This window comes from Aurantimonas marianensis, from assembly GCF_024195285.1.
GTDB classification, from domain to species: Bacteria; Pseudomonadota; Alphaproteobacteria; order Rhizobiales; family Rhizobiaceae; genus Aurantimonas; species Aurantimonas marianensis.
The window spans coordinates 1-18,795 of record NZ_JALHBS010000069.1 but is presented as its reverse complement, the minus strand read 5'-3'; the positions used below and the strand labels follow the sequence as shown (position 1 = coordinate 18,795).

Sequence of the window (18,795 nt, the reverse complement as noted above, 5' to 3'; positions counted from 1 at the left end):
CATGGCGCCCAAGATCAACTTTCTGGGCGCGGCGCGCGAAGTCACCGGCTCCTGCTTCGATCTCCATCGGCTAACCTGCGAAGGACGACTTCGCGACTTGATGATTTTTGTGGATTCGCCGATGGCGACCGGAGCCACAAGGATCACCCGTCGACATCTGGAATTGTTCGACGAACAGGCGAAGAACCTGGCGGGATGGCACAAGGTGGGCGCGGACCTCCCCTATCTCGAGTTCACATCGAGCCTCGACGGGGCGAAGGCACTCAACCAGATCAGCGCAGGAGCGATAATCATCTCGGCCAGCGGCATGTGTGATGCCGGGCGCGTCCGACACCATCTGCGACAGAACCTACCCCGACCCGACGCCGTCGTGATGATCACCGGGTTCCAGGCCAAAGGCTCGCTGGGTCAATGGGCTGTCCGCGCACGCGGCCCGCAAGGGGCTCTTGGTTTGGGCGGATGGTTTCAGAGCGCCACCGCATCAATCGCGCTTGTTCTCGCTGTTCTTGCGGGATTCGTGGGTTATGCCCTTGGTCGATCTTCTTGGCACCAAGCGGTCTGCCACCCGAGGGGTTCGCGCGGGGCAACGGCCGGGTCGAAGCCGATCTCGTCGATGACTCGACCCGTCTCACGGGGCGTGTGGCCACGATCGCGGTGCGGGAGGAGCCGGCCCGGTATAGCCAGCGCCAAGAATACGGCAACGGCATTGGCCATTGGGCGCTCGGTCCACATCGTCGACATGGCTGATCTCCGCACCCTATTCAAGCTGCCGCCCTTGAAGGCGCAGGCTCCGGCGGCACTGGCAGTTGACGGTGACCGAGATCGCAGCGCACCTGATTGCGGAGGGCGCGCCGACGGTTCGCCCTCTTCGCATTGGAGCAACCTGTTTATCGGCAGGAACAAGTCAGAAACAGAAGCATTCGCATAAAAGACAGGAGGAGACCATGGAAAGACAGGAGGAGGCTATGGCGACGTTTTCGGTCGGTGATCACGTCAGCTGGAATTCCGAAGCCGGTCGGGTCAGCGGCAAGATCATCAAGATCCATCCCAAAGATTTCGATTACAAGGGTCATCGGCGCCGTGCGTCGAAGGAGGATCCTCAATACGAAATCCAGAGCGACAAGACCGACCACATCGCCGCCCACAAGGGGGGCGCACTGACAAGGATCGACTGATGGTGGCGCAGTTCGCCACCGTTGGCCATTCTAACCGCAGTCTAGACGAATTTCTGCAGATCCTGCGGGAGGCCCAGGTCGGCGTGCTGATCGACGTCCGGTCATTTCCGCGATCACGTACCAACCCGGCCTTCAACATCGAGCGGCTGCCGGGCGATCTTGCGCAGGTGCAGATCGGCTATCGGCATTGTCCGGTTTTGGGAGGGCGAAGGAAGAAGCAATCCAGTATCGATGACGCTCTCAATGCACATTGGCGCGTCCAGAGTTTCCACAACTACGCCGATTACGCATTGGGTGACGAATTTGCCGCCGCGTTCGATGAATTGGTCCATCTCGGTCGTGACCAACGCTTGGCACTGATGTGTTCGGAAGCGGTCTGGTGGCGGTGCCATCGCCGCATCATTACCGACTACCTCCTGCTGAATGGCCATGCGGTCGATCATTTGATGGCCTCTGGGCGGATCGACCCTGCCGTGCCGACGCCAGGCGCACAAAGAACAGCGCAGAACAAGGTCATCTATCCCGCTGCTGGCGTATAGTGGCAGCCGGTTGCAGGCTGAAGCGGTGTCGGCCGACAATCTCCATTCCGGCGAAGCCGACCTGGGTGGGCTTATCGGCGGCAAGGACAGGCAAGCCGAGGCGTGAAGGCGAGGGCTCACGGGTAGTGAACCCCGCCTTTGGCGCGCATAACCTGGCGTGCGTTTTCGGGCAAGGGGATGAACTCCTCCTCGTCACCCGGCACCGTCGCGACGCGGCCCCAGCACCATTCTTCCTTGGCCTGCTCGATACGCTCGGGACGCGAGGCACCAAGTTCCACCAGATGTAACCCGGACCGTTCATTGGCGCGCCGCCAAAAAGCATGAAGCGGGCATGATCGTCGGTGCCGTTGGCTTTTGCCGAAACCACGATCTCGTCGTCTGTTGGTCGAAGCGTCAGATCCGGAACTCGGGGTGAAGCTCACAGCGGCACAGAAAGACCGTGACATTGCCGCTGCTGGGATTGAGCGTGTCCGGCGCCGGATCGGACCGGCACTTGGGCTGGAGCCCCGAAAGGATCGTGGCATTCTCGAACTACATGAAAGACCGAGTTCGCCACGGCGATATCCCCTTTCGGAAGGCGTACATCCGATCGATTATCGACCACATCGTTATCGGCGACAAACAGGCGACGCTGTCCGGCCGACGGGCTGGGCTTAGAGCGCTCCTCGCTACTCACAATGGAGGTGGACAGGCAATGCCCACTGGTGTTCAGGAATGGTGCACCCGACAGGATTCGAACCTGTGACCTCTGCCTTCGGAGCTGGTCTAATACCCCATCCGAATTGCGCGATAGAGTACGCCAGAGCACGATAAGCATCTGAAAAACATTGCTTTTCAGGATCGACGCTCCGAAGTCTCTATCCGAGAACACGCCCGAATTTGCCGCCAAGTGCTTACGTGGTGCTTACGCGAGAATCGGGTCCGGCAGGGACTGGGCTATGGCGAGGATCACCAAACGGGTCGTCGATACGGCCGAAACGGGCAGCAAGGATTACCTCATCTGGGACGATGAGCTCCCGGGGTTTGGCCTTCGCGTCTTCGCTTCCGGAAAGCGGAGTTACGTCATCCAATACCGATCGAGGGGCCGGTCCCGGCGCTACACCATCGGTCTTCATGGCGTGTGGACGCCGGAAAGTGCGCGTCGTGAGGCCAAAGCGCAACTCGGCCGGGTCGCTCACGGCGACGATCCTGCGGAAGAGCGCGAGGAAGAGCGCAAGGCGCTCACCATCAAGCAGCTCTGCGAGCAGTACATTGCCGATATGGAAGCCGGCCTCGTCCTGGGAAAAGGCGGGAGACCGAAGAAGGATACCACCATTGCCACCGATGTCGGACGTATCCGCAGGCACATCATCCCCCTTTTGGGCACACGACGCGTGCGAGACATCACCAAGCCGGACATGAACAATCTGATGAAAGACATCATCGCCGGGAAGACCCGCGTGACGGTGAAGACCGAAAAGCTTCGCGGCAAGGCGATTGTTCGCGGCGGCCGCGGGACCGCAATCCGGACGATGGGACTGCTTGGTGGAATCTTCTCATATGCGGTCGAGGCCGGGATTATCGAGCACAATCCAACGCACGGCCTTCGCAAGCCGAAATACCAGGTTCGAGACCGCCGGCTCAGCGAAGCCGAATACCGGATTCTCGGCAACATTCTTCGAGAGGCACAGCGAAGCGATCACTACAGGATACACGCCGAAATCCTCAGGCTGATCGCGCTGACGGGCTGTCGGCGCGGCGAAATCGTCAACCTCAAATGGAGCGCCGTCGATCTTGACGGAAGTTGCTTGCGGTTGGCCGACAGCAAGGAGGGTGCCTCGGTTCGCCCTGTCGGATTACCTGTGGTGGAATATCTGGAACGGGAACGACTGCAGAGAACCGGAACCTGCGTCTTTCCCGGCCAGGGCATCGACAACGCGGTCGGAAATTTCCCGCAGAGTTGGAAGAAGCTGTTCAAGGACACCGCGCTCTGGGATGTCACGCCTCACGTGCTGCGGCATAGTTTCGCGAGCATAGCCAATGATCTGGGGTTCACCGAAATCACGATCGCTGCGCTGATTGGGCATGCAAAAGGGTCGGTCACCAGCAAGTACGTTCACACCCTCGATTCCACCTTGATCATGGCTGCGGACACTGTGTCTGGCTACGTGAGGGCCTTACTTGAAGGGGTAGAGTTTAGGCGAAACACCTACACGCTGGATCGGCAATCCCGGCAGAGCGCTATCGATCAAATGCTGACTGAATCGAGGCCGAGCGTTTAGTTCAACTCCAACTCTCATCGGATCGCCACGTCACGAGTTGCCCATGTCCGAAGACCACGCGTCCGCCGCCATTAGGAAACCCGGGTTAAGATCAGCAAAATCATTGGAATGCCGAGAGACGAGCCGCTGATCGAGGCTAAGGAGATCGATATCGATAAGCTGGTGCGCTGTACCCCCGTGCAGTAACCGCAGCACCTCCGACAACGCTAACGCCGCCGCGATCGAGCCCACGAACGGCGCGCCGACGGCCTTGCCGGCAAGCAGCGTCATGCCGCAGCGATCGAGCACACCGTCGGTAAGAAGCTTGGCATAGGCCGGACGGTCCTCGACCATTTCGCCTTGGCGCGCCTGCTTCCAGATATCGGCGGCAGCACGCCGTCCCGGTAAGACATGAAGCCGCATGGTACGGAAATCGCGGTGCCCGCGTCCAAGACCAGCTTCAACGATAAGATCGAACCCAACCTGGTCCAGGGCCCGCCGGCCTGCGCCATTGTCGAGCCCGCAGAGCGCGACTGCCGGCTCATCCGCCTGCCGCTTGAAATCCGCAGTGAACAGGCGCTCCTGAAGAGAGGTCGCAAAGCCGCGCCGCTCCGTCCACATCGCCATCGCCCGTGTCTTCTTCTCACCCACCATGGTGGCATCGGTCAGAATCGAGGTGCTCTCCGTCGAGTCGGTGATGACGTCGATGTCCTGCAGGACCAGCGCCACCTTGGCGGGATCCCGATAGGGCAACAGGCCGAGGCCCCACAGATATGCCTGGCCCAGATGGCCAAGACCGATCAGCCACAGACGCGATGGCAGATAGGTCAGCGCCGGCTCGCTTTCGTCAGCCTGCAACCAGTCGATTTCCACGTCAGGACGCCATAGCGAAAGCCCCACTGCCCGACGTCCGGCCGCAGGCATACCGCCATTCACAAAAAGGAACGCCTCGTTGACGGCCAATCCCGCCGCAAGCATTCCGCTTAGCGGCATGGCACTCCCTCCGTCAGCCTCCAGCTCTGAATGGATCGGCAGGATGCCGCCCCTCCAGCCCGCCACAATCGTGCGCACGCAGAAGCCTTTGCGCCGCTCGCGCGCACCACCGCCGATCACAATCGTAGGCGCATCGGAGACTGTCTCGCCAAGCACCCCGCCCAGCGCCTGAACCGCCTCGGCCAACGTCCGCCCGAACGGCATGGCCAGCTTCAACGGCGCCTCAAGGGGTCCGGTGATTGTCACACCGCCAAGGAACACCCGCCGGCCAAGGGCGACGGTCGTCAACAGTGCGGCCTGCTGCACCGGATCGGCGGTGGCGGCGCCATCGATCTCTACGGTCAATCGGTAACCTCGAAAAAGCGCTTCTGCCTCGGCAATGCTCGCGGCAACCCCGCTGTCGATGGCGTGCTTGACCAAGCGATGAAGGGCGTCTGGCGAAGTCTGCGCGGTCATGGCTTGTCACTCCTCTAGAACAGACTGATGTGAAAGAATTGGCGGCGCCCGGACGGCTGCACTACGTCCCACTGCTTGCGGCCCAGATAGCGATAGATGCCGATGTCGTGCCGGGGCAGACGGCCAGTCGCGAAACGCGGCAGGATCAGCGCGATATGGCCGGCGCGCGAGATCATGGGGTGATCGCGGTCCGAATCGCTCTGACCGCATCCGCCCGGATGCACGTGAATATCGGCCACAACGGCCAGGCCACTTGATTTGCAGATCGCCCAGAGGTCGCTGAAGTAGCGCCCGTCGAACCGGACGATGCCGCTGTCGAGGGCGTGCGGATCGAGATCATCGTAGAGCACAAAGTCGACGATCCTGGCGCTGCCCCCTTCGCGATGGCCGAGCAGGAACGCTCCGCTCTCGCGGCTGCGGTGGCGACCGCGTTCCCGCAGCTTGGTCTTCAAACGGCGCCACAGGTACCACGAGCAGGACAGCTCATGCCGCGGAGCGAAGAGGCGGCGCATAGTCTCGGGACTGAAGAAGTTCATGGACGAGCTCCAGGTACTGGACGATCCCCTCGGCGGGGCGCCAGATCTTCGACGGCATCTCACGACGCCAGTTGTCGTGACCGGCGAGGCTCTCGCGATCACAGGGCATGTAGAGGGCGGCGCCGTTCTTCCAGTCGGTGCGGAAAACTGCCGACACGCGCTCGCCCTGACCGCGCGGCCAGAGATCGAATGCGAGGACCTTGTCAGACTTCATGTCCCAGGGCCCGCCCGTCGGCGCCACCTGCGGGTAACCAGCACAGTTCAGGCGAAGCACATATTCCCGACCGTCCTTGGCGACCACGCCAAAGAAGGCGAAGGGCCAAGCCATGCTGATCAGCCGCCAGCGCCCCTCCGCCTGACCGAGGCGGAACGCGGCCTTCGCCGCGTCCGCCTCGAAGGCGCGCTGGTCAGGGCCGATCACGCGACACCCCCGGCCGCGCCGTTGACCCGCTCGTCGGGGACGAGATCGAAGGCCAAGCTGCAGACCTTGCCGTCGGTCAGCGAGCCGATGTGCGTCCCAGGCGCCGGCCTGTCATGCGTACCCGCGATCTGCAGCACGTGCTCGCCGGCCTCCTCCTCGGACATGCCGAACTTCTTTTCGGCAGCCCAGCGCTTCACCCGCGCAACCGTCGCGCTCGGCGGAAAGCGGCGCTCCACCGTTTCGCCGTTGAACATCACCGTCACCTCGACATGGCGGCAGCGGTGGAAATGGACCTTCAGCCCTTTGGCGGTTGCCCGTTCCTTCACGAGGACGCCCTCGTCGATCGGCTCGTCCTCGTCCTCGATGAACAGCAGCGCATCGGCCGGGATTTGGTGCTTCTCGGCGAGGCGGGTCTTGAGGGTGGCGAAGGTCGCGTCGGGCTCGAGCTCGATATGCGCGATCTCGCCGACATCCTCGCCCTGATAGAAAAGGTCAATGGACTTCATCGTTTTGCACTCCGCGGGATCGAAGCGCGAGGCAGGATTGCCCGGCTTCGTCCCTTACCGGCTTGATCGCCAGCGGAGCAGCAACCCGGAAAGGCTAGCCGCCAGAATTCAGTCGAGCTGAAGCGACCCGTTCGGTGCCGAAGGGCATATGAAGAAGTGAGGGCACCGGGGGCAGGTCACCGCGTCCACCTCCGGCGGAAACTCGCCGGAAGCGATGCCGCCCAACATACTGTCGCTCTTCTTCTGACGGTTTCCGAGCTTGGTCGGGCTGATCACGACGGGCTCATGCGTCTCGTCGGTTAAATGAAGCGCCTGAACAACCGCGCCGCTACCAAACTGCCTGCGGGCCGCAAGGTGGTAAAGAGTGTATTCCAGCCGATCATACTCATCGCTCCGCTTGTAGCCCGTGCGAACCCGCCGAATAACGACGGTGCCATCGGGCAGCTCGGCCAGTTCATTAGGCTCGACCAGCACACGCCCGTTTGGAAAGTCGATGGCAAGGGGTTCAGCGTCGCGGAATCGATGTCCAGCCCCGGCATTGAGCAGCGCCGCAATCAGACGGGAAGCGAGCTTGCGGTAGTCGGCAGCGAAGGCGTGATCTGCCGGCCCGCGCGCCCTCCAGATTTCCTCGAAGGCGGCCTCAGCTTCGTGCAGCTCGGGATCGCCGCTGCGGCGGGTATCTGCGAGCCAGCGCAGCAAGTCGTAGAGGCAATCGTGCGTGCGGGAAAACGCCGTCGGCTTGCGTGCGCCGCCAAGGCCCAGAACGTGCGTATAGAAGAAGCGGCGCGGACACTTCTCGTACGAACCCAGACGATTGTCTGTCACCGCCCAGTCCGGTGGCCAGGTGATCGTGATCGGTTGCGGCTCCGGCACACCCGGCGGAAGCGCCAGCCTGGGCGGATCTGGAATCTCTCGGACCATACCGGGAGGGAGCCACTTGAGAAACGGCGACGGCGAGCGCCCGTTTCCGTTTCGTTGTTTTCGCGCGTGATAAAGACGAAGGTGCGTCCGGGCACGCGAGAGAGCGACGAAAAACAGACACTCCTCCTCGTCACTATGGGAACGCTTCGCTTCGTCTGCCGGCGAAATATCACCGAGACCCTCGATCATACCCTCGGGTGGCGGACAACGCTGGCCGCGGTTGGAACTCGGGAAACTCGCCACCGTCAAGCCCGGCACATGCACGACCTCGAATTCGAGGCCTTTGCTGCCATGCACCGTCATAAGCCGAACTGCGTCTAGATGCAGCGCCGAAGCCGGGACTTGCCGCAGATCGCGCTCTTCGGCCAGCAAGACCAACTGACGTACCCGATCAAGCGTGCGTTGGATCGGAATCCCCCTCCCCACCGGACTCTGATCGCGCACAAAGTTCAAGAACTGCCAGACCGCCACAGCGCGCATGCGCTCTGTGACTGACGCCGCATTACCCAATTGCTTGGCCATATCCGTACGATCGAGAAGAAAGACGGCGAGAAACTCCCAGGCGTTGGCGCTCGAGCTGATGCCCTTGAGATCCGCCGCGAGGCGTTCGATGCCTTCGCGTCCCGAAGTAGACAAGCCTGGCGCCGTCGCCGCAGCCGCGAGACCCGTCAGGGCTGGCTTCTCAAGCGACCGCAGATATCGGCTCACGCAATGCACATCCTGCAGCGACAGATCGTATCGCGGCATCGCGCCGACGCGCACCAGCGCGTCGCCGAAAGGATCAACGGCGAGGCTAAGCAGCGCCAGCAAGTCGCGGACCTCTTCGCGCTCAAACAGGCTGCCAAGGTGCAGTACAGGAATACCGCGCGCCTCAAGCGCCGACGCGATTTCGTTCAGCCTGCCATTGGTTCGGCACAGAACAGCCTGGTCTCGGAGCTGCACACCCCCCGTCTCAAGCTCGCGAATGCTCGCCGCGACGCCCTCGGCTTCGTAATCCAGCGTCTCGAAGCTTCGAATCTCTGGACGACCTGGACCTTTTCCGCGGTCAGCCTCCAGTTTCAGCTTCAGCATGCCCTCAGAAGCACCCATATGCGGCGCGACTGCGACGAAGCTGTCCACGATCTGCTCGGTCGAACGATAGTTGACACCGAGCTGATCGATCACGGCCTCATTGTAGTCGGACGTGAAGCGGACCATGTTTTCGGAAGAAGCGCCTCGAAAGCGATAGATCGATTGTCGCGCATCGCCGACGACCCAGAGCCGTTCCCCATCGCCCGCTACCATCTTCAGCAGGCGAGCGCTTGCCCGATTCACGTCCTGATATTCATCGACAAGCACGTGCCGGTGGCGGAATTGCACACCGATACGCACCGCCTCATCCTCTTTCAGCAGACGCGCTGGGCGCATAATGAGGTCGCCGAAGTCGACGCCGCCATGTCGACGTAGCGCGGCTTCATAAAGATCGTAAATATCTGCGATCTCAAGGCACTTGGCGGCCGCGATCCGCGCATCCTCATCAAGAGCGTCCGCTTTCGCCCGCATCGCGTTCGCGAGCTCTCGGTATCGTTCGGGCCCGACCATTTCATCCTTGGCGCGCGAGACCGCACCGACAATGTCGCGCAGTACCATCGCCGGATCCCAGAGGTTCCGGTAATGAACCAGCGGCAGTATCGGCAAAATGTCCTCGAGGACTTCGATCGCGTCGCTGCGGTCAAATAGCGACGGATTTGGCGTGAGTTGAAGCCTGTCGTGATAGCGCCTCACAAGATCGAGGCCGAACGCGTGAAAAGTTCCGATCCAAAGCTTTGGCGCAGCCTCAGGCGCAGCCGCCGTCAATCGCTCCGATAATTCGCCGGCAGCGCGATTGGAGAATGTCAGGATGAGGATCGCTGCCGGATCGATGCCCTCAGCCAACAGCGAAAGCACGCGCTTCACCAGCGTTCTCGTCTTGCCGGTCCCCGGTCCAGCTTGCAACTGAAAGGGCTTGGCACGCTGCTCGGCAGCGCGATCCTGGGATGGATCGGGCTTGCGGGTGGATGAAGGTTGGGGCGCGGGTTCCGCTTCAATTACCATCGGCGGCAGCAGCAACGCGTCGAACAGCTGCTGCCGAACCAGCGCTACGGGCAGTTTCGTCCGCTCGCAGATTGCTACGGCCGCCCGATCTTGTTCGAGGTGCAACGCGCGCGCAAAGGCACGCGGCAGCACGAGTTCGCGCGCATACACATTGGCCTGTAATTCGCGACGCTCACGGGCGCCATAATCCTCAACGCGCTGGAGACCGACCGGCGCCGTTTCCATGCTCCGCGACGGATCGATATCGGATTTGCTGCACGTCGCAGAGCCAGCATGGAGTTCGGAATGCCCGAGCTCGTGCGCGACGAGGAGCGCGCGAGTAACCGGGTCACCGTCCTCCTCGCAGCAGATCGTTCCACCCTGATCATCGTATAGCGCTCTCGCGCCTTTCAATGCTGGATCATCTTTGGGCAGCCATACGAGATCCAGATCGCGCCGCGCCACGGCCGCTTGAACAAGCGCAAGTGGATCGAACGGGTCCTCCCGCTCCGAGAGCAACTCGTCATGAAGTGCAGCGGCCCTGGAACGGATTGGTTCGAAGGGGTCCACGTGATCAGAGCTCCAACAAGAACTTCTGCTGAGCCTCACTCAGACCCGAGCTTCTCACCGACTCTTCGAAGCTTTGCTGTATGCCGGTAGCAGGCTTGCCTTCGGCCTTGAAAAACTGCCCTGTCGGCGCTGCCTGCCGAGCGGCGAAATGGGCCACCACTACATCAAGGGGCGCCTTCAGCTCCTCTGCCACCCGAGACTGAAACCCTGGTGTCATGGTAGCTGGGTCAATTTGTCGGTCACGCAGCTTACCAACGAAAACTGCATTCGCGTGCAGGCGCGCGGCGAAAGCACGGTATTCGCTCCGCTGCAAAGCTGAGAAAGGATTTGGGGCATCGGCGATGCTCACACGGGTGCTTTTCACCCGGGCCGCATCCGTCGCTACAGCGTGCAGCCGGTTCTGGAAATGGCTCATCGCGCGGCTGACAGCCGGGCTGACTACGGTCGGGTCAATAGCCGCCTCGGCAGCTTCGACGGCGCGACCACCACGCAGTGCGTCAACCGCGATTGCGATCGCGAAATCCGTCAGTTCCTGCCCAAACTGGGGATACCGGCGAACAATGTCATCCAGCAGCCTTGCGTCCGGCACGTCCTGGGCCGTGGACAGAACATAGAAGGCTTCCCGCAATGCGCGCGGGGTCGCGTCGGTGGTCTGGCTCATAATTCCTCCTTAAAACGGGAAAGCTTCGCAGCCGCCCGCGTGAGGCGGTTGCGAATTGTTCGTCCCGTGCAGTTGCACCGTGTCGCGGCCGTTTCCTCGTCTGGATCCTCGGACTCTTCCTTGTACCCGAGGACATGAACGAGGATGACGGCTTCGCGCTCATCGGCCGGCAAAGCTTCGATCGCTTTCATGAACGGCTCCCGGAAAACATCCCATTCCTGCGTCGGCAGAACCCTGAAGCTTTCCGAAACCCTGGCGAAAGCGTCTTCGTAAGCGCCTGGCTCGCCTGCGCCTTCTGATGGCGGCAGGTTGACCATGGCGATGCTGCGTTTGCGCCGCCGCGCATCCCGGCGAACCGCATCGATGCGTAGCGCCCTGAACGCCTTGTTGAACCGGCACTCGTAAAAGTCGAGCTCGTCAGGGAAGTCGCCCGTCCCGTCTGCCACGAAAAGGTCCGTCAGGTTTTCCAGGATCTCCTGGCGAAGGCTCGCGGCGTCCGGCACACCACCGTCCGGGACCTTAACCAGCAGATTCGCTTCGCATCGTCCCAGCAAGACCGGCAAAACGGCACTAATCAGTTGTTGGTCACCAGCCCGCCGCCCTTCTCGGACGAGATGGACAAAACTCTCCGAGCACAGATAGCCAGGATCGTTGCAATCGGTAATCAAGAGGCGAGCCTGCAGATCGGACCTTGACAGGCGGACGGCCCTATCGATCTGAGCCTCGACCGCCAGCGGACGCTCATACAAAGCGCCGTCCGATTCGGTATTCGTCAACGGTCGGGCCATTTCACCCCCTTTCGCGGCGCTGCGGCGTTTCGCGAGCGAACGTTTGTGACGCTCATCCCCTTGATCGCGCCAAGACGGGAAACCCGGAAAGGGCCTTCAAGATATTTTTGACTCGCCCCGCCGATTCCGCCTTTCGGCGACGCGATCACGCGCAAAGGAAGTAGCCGGAGGTGGTCGGTCTCGAGTGTCCCAATCCCTTCTCTCGTTAGACTGGCACGAACGCAATAAAATCTCTGCAGTTTTATGCTTTAGGCAAGGAACTGCCACGTATTGATCGACCCGATACTCTCTGTTCGTGTTTGCGACGCTCTGCTTTTCTCAGCTCGGGCGGGTGTCGATGATGCGGCCTTACGTCGAAGCGATGGTCGTCGATGGCGCATGATATCCGCAATATCGGCGCCTCGGTGCGCGCCTGGTCTGTCCGCCATGCCCAAAAGCTACGACCTAACTCGTATCCGCTCACGATGGCGTCCAAGCCTGCCGCGATGGCCATTCGTTAAGGCAATTGGCGAACTCCAGCGCAGTTCCTCGCGCGCTTGTTCACTCAGGTCAGGCGAGAATTCCGGTTTCCCATCATCATCGAAGGTCACGAGCGCGCGGTCGAATGCGGCGTCCCAAAGCGCCGACAAGAGCAAGCCGTTATGCACGTCGAGCCGCTCGGCGTCGCTTTCGCACTCGCTCCAGGGAATGATGTGCGAGGCACGCAGCAGGGCAGTATCGGATATTCCGGTGAGCGGGCAGCGGCCCTGCCAATAGTCCATTAGGCGCGCGCGAAAGATGTCCTGCCCGATCCTCTGCACGACCAATCGCTCGGCCTCCGTTGTGCGGGGCATATCCGCGATGCGCCGCTCGAACTCCCGCAGCGGTGCATCGGGCAAGCTGGTACCCAGCTCATAGACGCGATGCAGCACTGCATAGAGAACACCGAGCGTGTCGAAGGCAAAGCGGGCGCGACCAGGACCGGAAACATCGGCTACGGGAAAGTTCAGCTCCTGTATGACTCCGGGATGGTCAAGCGCGAGGAACCATGAGCCAGCCGGAGCTTCGGCAGCCAGCCAGATCGTTCCCTGCGCAGTCGTCGACTGGAACGCCGCCCACCCATCGGTCTCACCAAGCCGCCGCCGAAAGCCATGCTGCTCAGCGGCCTTGCTGCACTCGGTTGAGACAATGAAGGATTGAGGGCTTTCGATCATTCCATATCAATCCTCAAAGGTCACACCTCAACAGCCGCTCACTGCCAGGCGCTCCGCGCAAAACCTCACGACGCCAAGGCGCTTTGTTGAAGTCCTGCGGCGGTTTGGTTGTCGTTGTGATCACATATTGAAAAGTTCCGCCCGCCAGTTCTTCTTCGAGTACTCGCAAAAGCCGGAAATGCTCATAATAGATCGTTTGTCCCAAATCGGCCTCGCGCGGACTGTCATGGATCAGAAACGCGGGAATGCGCGTTCGACCTTCTATACTCAGGCAAAGGCAAGCCAGATCGAAGGCAAGAACTTTCAAAGACTGAATTGCGGCTGTTCGCCTGTCGCCCCCGGCTTCCACGCTAATCTCAAGGCCTTTGCCGGTCAGACGCACAATACCCTTGGCGTCGTCCCCGAGCAGGCGCCGAATGATGGCTGAGAATTTCTGCGATATCGTACCGATTGCCCTTGCCTGCTTATCCTCGAACCCCCGAAGCTGTTCGCGGACGCGTTGCAGATCCTCATCCAGCTTTCTGATCGCAGACTCTGCATACGCAAGTTCATCGACCAGTTCTGCGGAACGCTGAACATCTTCAACATGCGGGTTGCAGTGCGCCAGCTTGTGTTTCGAGCGTCAGCAGCCTTTTCAAGGCGATCCACGCGTTCTTCCGCCTGCTGAGCCTTCTGGCGGGCCAAAGCGATTTCGGGCTTTAGGGCAGCGATCTCAGCCTTAAAGCTCGCTATCGCTTGTTGCTGGGCATCGACTTCCTGACGTTTTGCTTCCCATCGAGCACGACACTGCGCTTGATCAGGCAATTTTTGAGACAGCTTGCAGCCTTCCGCGAGCGCTGTGTCGATTGGCACCTCGCAGATGGGGCAGATCGGACTAGCCGCAGATTGAGCGGCTGCCGAAAGTCCCGGGATTTCACTGCTAATCTGTGTGAGTAGCTTTTCTTCAAGGGGCAATTTCGCATCGAGCCCGGCTGCCTTCAGTTCAGCGTCGCGCAATGCAGTGCGAGCATTCTGAGAGGTGCGCCGAGCTTCATCGAGTTCGGCGCGAACTCCTGATGGAAGCTTCGCAGCAGCCGCGAGCTTCCCCGCCGCAACCGACTTCAGCGAATCCAAAAGAAGCGGCATGTCCGGCAGCGATGCATCGCTAAGACCGAGATCGCGAACGAGGCGTTCGACGCGCCGCCCTTGATCCCATTCGAGAAACGACCTTTGCCGTTTTGCTTGATCGAGCTGGCTTGCAAGGTCCTGCTCCTGGCGCCGTGCGGCTTGCTCTTCTTCCGTTATAGCGTTCAGAAACGCCCGCATCGCGAGCAGACGAGGCCCCTTGGCATCACCACTTGCGGGTTGCGGCGCATCCGATCCTGATGCCGACGAGCGCCAGTCGAGGACGTCGTCGAAACGGCATTCCTGATCGCGCGCCGCCCACGCGAGAGCAACCGGCCAGGCCCGCTGTCCAGCCGAAAGTCTCGCCAATTGGGAAGTCCCTTCGCCGAGGATCTTGGCCTCGATTGCGTCGATGAGCGGCTCTATGCTGGTCGACGTGCCCTCCATTTTCGCAACAACATCAAGGTTACCGCCCTCAATCGCGAAGTGCTTGCGGCCAATGCCGAGTGGTCTCGTTACCGCCCAGCACACTCCGTCAAGCATCACTTCAGCGCCGACGACGCCGTTCAGAAATGTCGTGGAGATGGCATCGCGCTGGACCTCATCGGCAAAGCGGGACTCGCCGAGGCAATAGCGAAGCAAACGGCAGAACAGCGTCTTCCCGCTGCCATGGCCGATTGCCCGCACGCTCCACTCCGGATCGTCATCTCCGTCAGGCGACCAGATGATGTTGAGCCCGGGCCGCAACTCGATGTCTCGAATGACCTCGCTGTCCGGCTCTTTCCAGATTTTCAGCCGCCGCACCCAAAGCCTCGGCTCCGTGAGGTCTTTCGGGACCTCAACGCTTAGTGGCGGAACCGGAAAGAGATCATCCTGCTGCGGCATTCGCGATCCAGTCCCGAACCTCGTCGGGGGCAGCGTTCATGGTTGCGTCGATGTCCAGGTTTCGCAGTGCGTTGATGACGAACCCGGCGCGCCCTTCTGGCCAGCCCGCCGTGTCAAAGGCATCTAGACCTGTGCCCGGCGCCCAGGTTCCGGCTGCAAGGTCCTCGATCAGTCGGTCATTGCCACGATGGTTCGTGATGGCGGCATTCCATCCCGGCGTAGTTCGGGCGGCGAAGCCGACGACATTCCCGGAGTGCGGCTCTGCCTCCTGGCCCACCAACCGTCGCCATTGGGTCTGATCCTTAGGCGGAAGAAGGGGCGTCAAAAGGTGGGGTTCAAGCATGATCGCCGCGGTCAGACGGACGGTGCGGATTGGCGTTGGACCATCCAACGCTTTCAGAATTGCCGCGAGTGCCGCCGACGGATCGTGCTGCGGAGACGGCGCCGCGCGAGCCCAAGCAGCGTCGGGAAGTTGCTCAAGCGGCGGAAGCTGGATCGGCTGCTGCACGATTGCAGAAGTAGCGTCTGCCATGCCAAGAGCGGCAAACGTTCCGTTTTGCTCCATGCGGTCCCAGGATTCGAGGACGAGGCGGCGGGTGCGGTACTCGCCGTGTTGGCGGATTTCCCTTTCCTTCAGGACGCGGAAAGTTTCCGAGGGGTAGTCGGGGCCTTTCACGTCGGCGGGGTCGAGGATGTAGCGCAGCTCGTCGCGGGTCAGGCCGTAGGCGCGGGCGTAGAAGGCGTCGAGCTCGGCGCGGAGGACCGCGCGGCGGTCCTCGTCCCAGGCGAAGGGCGGGCCGTCATGGCCCAGATCGCGTGCGAACGGGGCGAGGCTGTGCGACGTGTAGGTGAGTTCCAGCACCTTCGGGGTGACGAAGGCGAGGCGGGGTTCGGTGTAGAAGTCTGGGTTCAAAAATGGAAATTGTCGCAGGAAAAAGTAGGCTAAATTTGTGCCGCCAACCTTTTGTCTGGCCACGAAGTCGAGAACCAAAGTGTTGAAATTTCCCAAAAGACAGGCGTGCTCTCGAACGCCAGACTCCGTGAAGATCAATGGCATCTTGTGATTGGCTGCACTGGCAGCGAATGTAGTGGCAATCACAGTTCTTTCGTTAGTGGCGTTTGTAATATCACGCCAACCCATCAACCAGGACCGCTTCCATTCCTTGGTTGCTAGGCGTGCCTGCACTTCGTTTGCAGGAACCCAATATCGCGGAGTGATCTCGAATTTAGGGTCTGCTAGGGCCTCATTCCCAGGCGAAGGAATTTCTCGATAATCTGCATCGCCTTTAACTTTTGCTAGCGCAAAGTCACCACGCCGATGGTCGAATTGATGAACCATCTTTCCTTCGTAGAGAGGCACATATCGCCTTGGGCCTCGAGGCCCACCGCCCTCAAGAGCTAGATCATTATTGCTGCTACCCTCGACAGGCATAACGGATTGCGCAGGTCGGACTCCTTCTGCCACCCAGTCAATGCCGTCGCGGTGGTACCCAGCCGCCTCCAATTCGGCAGCGCTCCGAAATATTCCACTGTCGTTAGACATGTGAAACATAGTCATGAAGTTGGCGCCCCAAGGATTTCCTTGCCGCCCTTCGCTCTCATTGATCAGTACCGGAACATGTGAATATATTTTGGCGGTCAATTCGGCGTCCCAACGCGAGCGAAACACTGGAGCAGTGCGGGTATTTGGATTAATTGCGGCGATTTGCTCTGGTGAGAGGGAGAAGTTTCGCTCAATCTCGGCCAATTGGGCTGGCTGTGTGAGAAAAAACGCAAACTGCGCTGCCGTTTCGCGACTTCCAAGTGTAAGCAGACAAAATTTCACGCGGAAATAAACACCGGGGAAAATGCGCTCTCGGTTTTCGAAATCTACCAGCTTTGCTAGACGCTGCGTTTCTACCAAGTGTGCGAAAAAAGGGGCTGTTGTGGCATCGGTTGCAATGCCAGTGGGCACGATCACTCCGGCACGTCCACGGCCCCCCGAAAGCATCGAAAATAGCTCGGCAAATAAGGCGTACGTGTTCACATCACCTGTACCAGTTAGCGGGAAACGCCCTCCATCCGCTCCGTCCACTCGAACGAATGTTGAAGTTGCCTCACTGAGGTGCTTCTCAGCCTCAAACTCCTCGAAAAGCCTGCGCTGTGGTGTGCCTGGGTCCGCGTTGCGCAAAGACTTGATCAGCCGGTCACGAACCGCTTTGTTGGTTGCGGTAGCGATCTCCGTATCGCGTGCGGCAAAAAATTCTTTCTCCTGAAGTTTGATCCGCTCCCACGGCGGGTTGCCCAGCACCACATCAAACCCGCCGCGCTGCATCACATCCGGGAATTCCAACGGCCAGTGAAAGGCGCGGGCACGGCGGGCGGCATTGGGCTCGTCCACCATCCCCTGCCGCATCTTGCCCTGATTGAGGGCCATCCAAAGCTCCTCGGTCGTCGGCACGGTGCGGGCCGAGGCCCCCGCCGGTGCGCCCCCCACCTTTGGCAGCAGGAAGGCCGCGACATAAAGGTTCGCAGCCGCCGTCGCCCGGACAAAGGCCTGGCCCTTACGTAGCTCGTTGAACCGCGCGGCCTTGGCCCCGATCTGCTCCACCGTATCCTCGGGCAGGTCTCGGAAGCCCGAGAAATCCAGCGCCAGCGGCTTCATCTCGGGCATGGCGACCTGGCCAGTGCCGAAGTCGAACCCGCCCTGGCCCTTCTTCGTGTCCCTGTTCGCCTGCAAATAGTATCTCGCGGCGTCGTTGTCGTCGCCGGTCAGCGGCTTGTAGGCGGCGTCGGGGATGCCATCCTCCAGCACCTTGAGGTCGAACACTCCGAGCAGCGCATCGCCGCAGCGGATCTGCGCGTCGAAGAAGCCGAGAGGAAGGCCGGGGTCCACCGTCTCGATCCACAGCGCGACCTTTGTCAGCTCCACCGCCATCGGGTTGCGGTCCACCCCGTGCAGGCAGGACCGCGCGACATCGCGCAGGGCATGGCGGAAATCGGCGAGCGCGGGCGTGCCCTCGGCCCGGTGCCGCGCCAGCCGCGTGGCGATGCGGCGGGCGGCGGCCAGAAGGAAGTGGCCGGAACCGCAGGCGGGGTCGATGACCGAGAGCTTCAGGAGTGCGCGGGTCGGATCATCCGATTCGGCCTCGGTCTTGTCCAGCACAGGGTCTAGCGCGGTGTCGAGCAGCGCCTGAACGAGGCTGTCGGGCGTGTAGTAGGAGCCCGTGGTCTTGCGTTGATTGCCCTTCTGCTCGGCGGCATCCGATGCGAAAACCAGCGTCCGCCCTTCATCGCCCAGTTGGGGCTGAAGTTCGAGGAGAGATTCATAAACCGATCCCAGCTCCTCCGTCTCCATCGCCCGCCAGTTGACGGGGACCATGCCGGTTTTGTCGGAAAGCCAGGAGAGGCGGTAGAGCGCCTCCATGAAGGCGCGGTTCCGCAGGCGGGCGGTTTCAAGGTGGGGCAGCTTGTCTGTGGAGAAGAGGCCGCCAAGTGCCGGAAGCGCCAATGCCTCTTGCCCATTGGCCAGCGCGTGGAAGACGATTTTGACGCCTTCATAGCGGTCGTGGTGCTTGTCCCATGAGGCGACGCGGTAAGATTGAGCGCGCAGGGCAGTGAGGCTGTAGCCTTCAGCATACAGCTTGCGGGCGTCGGGCTTGCCCTTTTCGGGGTGCAGTAGGTTCCGATCCTCGGCCACCATCAGGAAGATCAGGCGATAGACGAGGCGGAGGAGCTCGTTGAACCATTCGGTCAGGTTGACCTCGCCCGATTTC

Annotated in this window: 15 protein-coding genes and 1 pseudogene; 4 read left to right on the top strand and 12 right to left on the bottom strand. The window is 61.1% G+C overall.

Going from position 1 to position 18,795, the window contains the following annotated elements; genetic code table 11:
- Position 1 precedes the first annotated feature (1 nt).
- The 3 genes from MJ956_RS11615 to MJ956_RS11605 are packed head-to-tail and all read left to right on the top strand — an operon-like array spanning position 2 to position 1,714.
- Positions 2-928 (top strand): integrator complex subunit 9, encoded by a 927-nt coding sequence (locus MJ956_RS11615; protein ID WP_253964623.1) that lies wholly within the window; start codon positions 2-4, stop codon positions 926-928.
- Positions 929-965: 37 nt separating this feature from the next.
- Positions 966-1,175, top strand: coding sequence for a hypervirulence associated TUDOR domain-containing protein (locus MJ956_RS11610; protein ID WP_253964695.1), 210 nt, complete (start codon positions 966-968; stop codon positions 1,173-1,175).
- Positions 1,175-1,714: a DUF488 domain-containing protein gene (locus tag MJ956_RS11605; RefSeq protein ID WP_253964622.1), complete on the top strand. Its 540-nt coding sequence runs from the start codon at positions 1,175-1,177 to the stop codon at positions 1,712-1,714. The genes MJ956_RS11610 and MJ956_RS11605 overlap by 1 nt, the downstream gene beginning before the upstream one ends.
- A gap of 116 nt (positions 1,715-1,830) precedes the next feature.
- Here the strand turns inward: MJ956_RS11605 and MJ956_RS11600 are convergent.
- A pseudogene (locus MJ956_RS11600) lies at positions 1,831-2,111 on the bottom strand (pirin-like C-terminal cupin domain-containing protein); the annotation flags it as partial.
- Between the two features lie 541 nt (positions 2,112-2,652).
- Between MJ956_RS11600 and MJ956_RS11595 the strand changes: the two are divergent.
- On the top strand, positions 2,653-3,975 hold the full coding sequence (locus MJ956_RS11595; protein ID WP_253964621.1) for a tyrosine-type recombinase/integrase: 1,323 nt from the start codon (positions 2,653-2,655) through the stop codon (positions 3,973-3,975).
- A 30-nt stretch (positions 3,976-4,005) separates the two neighbouring features.
- Here MJ956_RS11595 and MJ956_RS11590 read toward each other — a convergent pair whose 3' ends face one another.
- The 11 genes from MJ956_RS11590 to MJ956_RS11540 all read right to left on the bottom strand — a co-directional run.
- Positions 4,006-5,403: a hypothetical protein gene (locus MJ956_RS11590; protein ID WP_253964620.1), complete on the bottom strand. Its 1,398-nt coding sequence runs from the start codon at positions 5,401-5,403 to the stop codon at positions 4,006-4,008.
- Between the two features lie 14 nt (positions 5,404-5,417).
- A complete protein-coding gene (locus tag MJ956_RS11585; RefSeq protein ID WP_253964619.1) occupies positions 5,418-5,939 on the bottom strand; it encodes a hypothetical protein in 522 nt (173 codons plus the stop codon).
- Positions 5,887-6,360 (bottom strand): DUF7665 family protein, encoded by a 474-nt coding sequence (locus MJ956_RS11580; protein ID WP_253964618.1) that lies wholly within the window; start codon positions 6,358-6,360, stop codon positions 5,887-5,889. Before MJ956_RS11580 ends, MJ956_RS11585 begins: the two co-directional genes overlap by 53 nt.
- Complete coding sequence (locus MJ956_RS11575; RefSeq protein WP_253964617.1) at positions 6,357-6,866, bottom strand: hypothetical protein; 510 nt, start codon at positions 6,864-6,866, stop codon at positions 6,357-6,359. The genes MJ956_RS11580 and MJ956_RS11575 overlap by 4 nt, the downstream gene beginning before the upstream one ends.
- A gap of 108 nt (positions 6,867-6,974) precedes the next feature.
- On the bottom strand, positions 6,975-10,409 hold the full coding sequence (locus tag MJ956_RS11570; RefSeq protein WP_253964616.1) for a UvrD-helicase domain-containing protein: 3,435 nt from the start codon (positions 10,407-10,409) through the stop codon (positions 6,975-6,977).
- 4 nt (positions 10,410-10,413) lie between these two features.
- Positions 10,414-11,070, bottom strand: a complete 657-nt coding sequence (locus tag MJ956_RS11565; protein ID WP_253964615.1) for a hypothetical protein — start codon at positions 11,068-11,070, stop codon at positions 10,414-10,416.
- The gene (locus tag MJ956_RS11560) at positions 11,067-11,846 is read right to left on the bottom strand and encodes a hypothetical protein (RefSeq protein ID WP_253964614.1); all 780 of its coding nucleotides are present in this window, start codon (positions 11,844-11,846) and stop codon (positions 11,067-11,069) included. The genes MJ956_RS11565 and MJ956_RS11560 overlap by 4 nt, the downstream gene beginning before the upstream one ends.
- A gap of 449 nt (positions 11,847-12,295) precedes the next feature.
- Positions 12,296-13,051 (bottom strand): HNH endonuclease, encoded by a 756-nt coding sequence (locus MJ956_RS11555; RefSeq protein WP_253964613.1) that lies wholly within the window; start codon positions 13,049-13,051, stop codon positions 12,296-12,298.
- A 13-nt stretch (positions 13,052-13,064) separates the two neighbouring features.
- The gene (locus tag MJ956_RS11550; RefSeq protein ID WP_253964612.1) at positions 13,065-13,433 is read right to left on the bottom strand and encodes a DUF2326 domain-containing protein; all 369 of its coding nucleotides are present in this window, start codon (positions 13,431-13,433) and stop codon (positions 13,065-13,067) included.
- The gene (locus MJ956_RS11545; protein ID WP_253964611.1) at positions 13,424-15,040 is read right to left on the bottom strand and encodes a chromosome segregation protein SMC; all 1,617 of its coding nucleotides are present in this window, start codon (positions 15,038-15,040) and stop codon (positions 13,424-13,426) included. The genes MJ956_RS11550 and MJ956_RS11545 overlap by 10 nt, the downstream gene beginning before the upstream one ends.
- Positions 15,024-18,795, bottom strand: a 3,772-nt coding sequence (locus MJ956_RS11540; protein WP_253964610.1) for an Eco57I restriction-modification methylase domain-containing protein, incomplete at its 5' end; no start/stop codon positions are given. The genes MJ956_RS11540 and MJ956_RS11545, both read right to left, overlap by 17 nt.

Bases quoted from the DNA above. Each gene is read 5' to 3' on its own strand.
- MJ956_RS11615 (WP_253964623.1), top strand. From the start codon at position 2: ATGGCGCCCAAGATCAACTTTCTGGGCGCGGCGCGCGAAGTCACCGGC.
- MJ956_RS11610 (WP_253964695.1), top strand. From the start codon at position 966: ATGGCGACGTTTTCGGTCGGTGATCACGTCAGCTGGAATTCCGAAGCC.
- MJ956_RS11605 (WP_253964622.1), top strand. From the start codon at position 1,175: ATGGTGGCGCAGTTCGCCACCGTTGGCCATTCTAACCGCAGTCTAGAC.
- MJ956_RS11595 (WP_253964621.1), top strand. From the start codon at position 2,653: ATGGCGAGGATCACCAAACGGGTCGTCGATACGGCCGAAACGGGCAGC.
- MJ956_RS11590 (WP_253964620.1), bottom strand. From the start codon at position 5,403: ATGACCGCGCAGACTTCGCCAGACGCCCTTCATCGCTTGGTCAAGCAC.
- MJ956_RS11585 (WP_253964619.1), bottom strand. From the start codon at position 5,939: ATGAACTTCTTCAGTCCCGAGACTATGCGCCGCCTCTTCGCTCCGCGG.
- MJ956_RS11575 (WP_253964617.1), bottom strand. From the start codon at position 6,866: ATGAAGTCCATTGACCTTTTCTATCAGGGCGAGGATGTCGGCGAGATC.
- MJ956_RS11565 (WP_253964615.1), bottom strand. From the start codon at position 11,070: ATGAGCCAGACCACCGACGCGACCCCGCGCGCATTGCGGGAAGCCTTC.
- MJ956_RS11555 (WP_253964613.1), bottom strand. From the start codon at position 13,051: ATGATCGAAAGCCCTCAATCCTTCATTGTCTCAACCGAGTGCAGCAAG.
- MJ956_RS11545 (WP_253964611.1), bottom strand. From the start codon at position 15,040: ATGCCGCAGCAGGATGATCTCTTTCCGGTTCCGCCACTAAGCGTTGAG.